The 2,590-nt window shown below is 65.7% G+C and carries 2 protein-coding genes and 1 pseudogene; 1 reads left to right on the top strand and 2 read right to left on the bottom strand.

The window, feature by feature from the left end:
- The coding region (locus tag CC117_RS09295) for a transposase family protein (protein WP_407673491.1) at positions 1 to 472 on the bottom strand (472 nt) is incomplete at its 3' end.
- Between the two features lie 87 nt (positions 473 to 559).
- Here CC117_RS09295 and CC117_RS09290 point away from each other — a divergent pair.
- Positions 560 to 1,367: pseudogene (locus tag CC117_RS09290) on the top strand (IS5 family transposase).
- A gap of 134 nt (positions 1,368 to 1,501) precedes the next feature.
- Here the strand turns inward: CC117_RS09290 and CC117_RS09285 are convergent.
- Positions 1,502 to 2,350, bottom strand: coding sequence for a hypothetical protein (locus CC117_RS09285; protein WP_071083338.1), 849 nt, complete (start codon positions 2,348 to 2,350; stop codon positions 1,502 to 1,504).
- Between the last annotated feature and the right edge of the window lie 240 nt (positions 2,351 to 2,590).

Genomic DNA, 2,590 nt, shown 5'->3' with positions numbered 1-2,590 from the left:
CCCGTGGCGCCGTGACCGGCGGGAGTGGCAGACGGAGCAGGCAGCGCAGCGCGGTCTGCACCGACAGGCACACCGTCAACGCGGACAGCACCCGCACACTGCCGCGGCCGGCTAACTCCCGGACGACCGCGCCGATCTGCGCGGCCAGCCTCGGTGTGCGCCGCTGGTAGCGTTCCAGCACTCCGGGTAGCTGCTCGCGGAACGTCTGCCGGCACCCGCGTGTGGGGCACACCAACCGGCGGACCCGCACCCCCAGAAGCACGCGGCGCGCGTCGAGCGCCATGTCGGCTACCGTCCGCTCGGCGTAGCTGTGTACCCGCGACGTGGGCACCCCGCAGCCCGGACAGGCGACCGCCACCTCCGGTGTCCGTGCCCGTACCCGAACCAGCCCGTCTTCGTCCGACACACCCTCGATGACCAGCGGCGACAGCCCCGAAAACACCAACTTGACCAGACGATCCGCGTCACACACGACACATCGTGTCAACCCACAGCCAGCCGACCACGGACCTTCGAGCCCAAGACCAGGWGGAGACCACACGCTCCGTCACCACCGAATATGGCACAGAGCCGTTACTTTTACAGGCCCCCGGCTTCCTCGGCCAGACCGACCTCACCTTGGACCCAGAACCGCCGTAGCCAGACCCTGACTATTCAAGATCTGTAGCATCCTCAACGCCATCCTGTACGTCGACCGGACTGGTATCCCCTGGCGCTACCTTCCCCACGACTACCCGCCCTGGGAAACCGTCTACGGCTACTTCACCCACTGGCACAACGACGGCGTCCTCGACCAACTCGTCGAGCGGACACGACTCCACGCCCGCACCGCCGCAGGCCACAACCCCGAACCCACCGCCTGCGTGATCGACTCCCAGAGCGTCAAGACCGCCCCCACCGTTCCGACTGCCACACAGGGCATAGACCCCGGAAAGAAGATCGTCGGCAGAAAACGCAACATCATCGTCGACACCCTCGGACTGCTACTCACGGTCCTGGTCACCACGGCCARCACACCCGACGGCCCCGCCGGCATCCAACTGCTCACCACCGTCGCCACCGCCCATCCCACGATCCGCAAAGCCTGGGCCGACAGCGCCTACCGCACCGCGGTCATCGAACACGGCGCCAGACTGGGCATCGACATCAAAACCGTCCGCCGCGACCCCAAGACCAAGGGATTCATTCCCCTTCCACACCGTTGGATTGTGGAGCGAACCTTTGGCTGGCTGATGTCCTACCGCCGCCTCGCCCGCGACTACGAAGGCCGCCCCACCCACTCCGAAGCCATGATCCACCTTGCGATGATCGACCTCATGGCCCGCCGCGCCACCGGCGAATCAACCCCAACCTGGCGAGGAACATGAATCCGAATTAAACGGAACCCGCGGGATCGAACACCCACTTATCGAGAACCCCGCGGATCCGGCCACGGGGTGCCGTGCGGTGGCCGCCGATGGTCCTGACTTTCGCTCGCCGAGGATCGGACGACTGGAATACGTCAGCCGGTGCAACCCTGGAGCTGTTGGGAGAAGTTGTCCACCTGGATTTCCACAAGCCCGGTGTCGCGGGCGAAGTACTGGGTGGTCGCCAGATTCCGCAGGTTGTCGAGCACTGCCGCCAGCTCCCGCGCGGCCGCCGGGACCGCGTTGACGAAGCTGGCATCGGTGATCGAGACGGTGACGCCGACCAGGTCGGTGTAGGTGCCACTGGGGGTGGTTATCGAGGTGATCGCCTCCGCGGGCTCCACCAGGTAGGAGGTTCTCATCTGCAGGCCCTCCCCCGACGTCACCATACGGTCGATCTCCGCCTGTGCCTCGGGCTGCGTGGCCGTCATCGTGATCGTAGTGGTCGTCTTGGTGGTCGAGCCGGCGGCGAGCGCCGACGGATCTGGCCACCGGACCTGCTGGTCAGTCTCGTAGACGAATGGCGGTATCGCCGCCGGCTTCTGCGCGACGCTCAGCGAACCGTCCGGGTGGACCAGATAGGGGGATCGCTGCGTGATCGCGTTAGGTGAATCTGCCGGGTCACCCACACCGGCGGCCGTGACCGCCTCGACGAGGTATTCCGTACCGGCCGAATTCGGGGTTATCGAGATCGCCTCCTGAGTGCTTGTCAGCTGGCCGCCGGCACCGTCACCACCCTGGTAGGTGCAGATTTTGCCGCGCGTCAGGGCGAGATAGTCGTTCCAGCTGGACGTGGCCGAATCCGTCGGGCTCGCCGCCGGCTCCTCCGTCCGGCCTTCTCCCGCGCTCGCGGTCTCCTGTGCCGTCTCGTCCCCGCAGGCGGTGATCGTGATGGCGCAGGCCACGACAACGGCGAACCCGGCACTCAGCACCCGGCCACGCATAAGGCCCCCTCCTTCGACACCCGAACATCATTCATGTCAGACAATCTCATACTCTGACCGCGTCCATCACCATGGGCACTCAACTCTCACCATTTCGGAAGTGAACAACGGTTCTGCCGCACATCCGGTGGTGACTGTGCGTTAGCCTCGGGCTTTCACCGGGGTGATCGTCTGTTGGGGTGCCGGGAATAGGAAAGTGCTCCTGAGCTGGGAGGATCGGGCTTGCTGAGGGCCTGAATC

Source organism: Parafrankia colletiae, assembly GCF_001854655.1.
GTDB lineage: Bacteria > Actinomycetota > Actinomycetes > Frankiales > Frankiaceae > Parafrankia > Parafrankia colletiae.
This window is presented reverse-complemented; position numbering and strand designations above follow the sequence as displayed.

Excerpts from the sequence above, each read along its gene's own strand:
- CC117_RS09285 (WP_071083338.1), bottom strand. The coding sequence starts at position 2,350 with ATGCGTGGCCGGGTGCTGAGTGCCGGGTTCGCCGTTGTCGTGGCCTGC.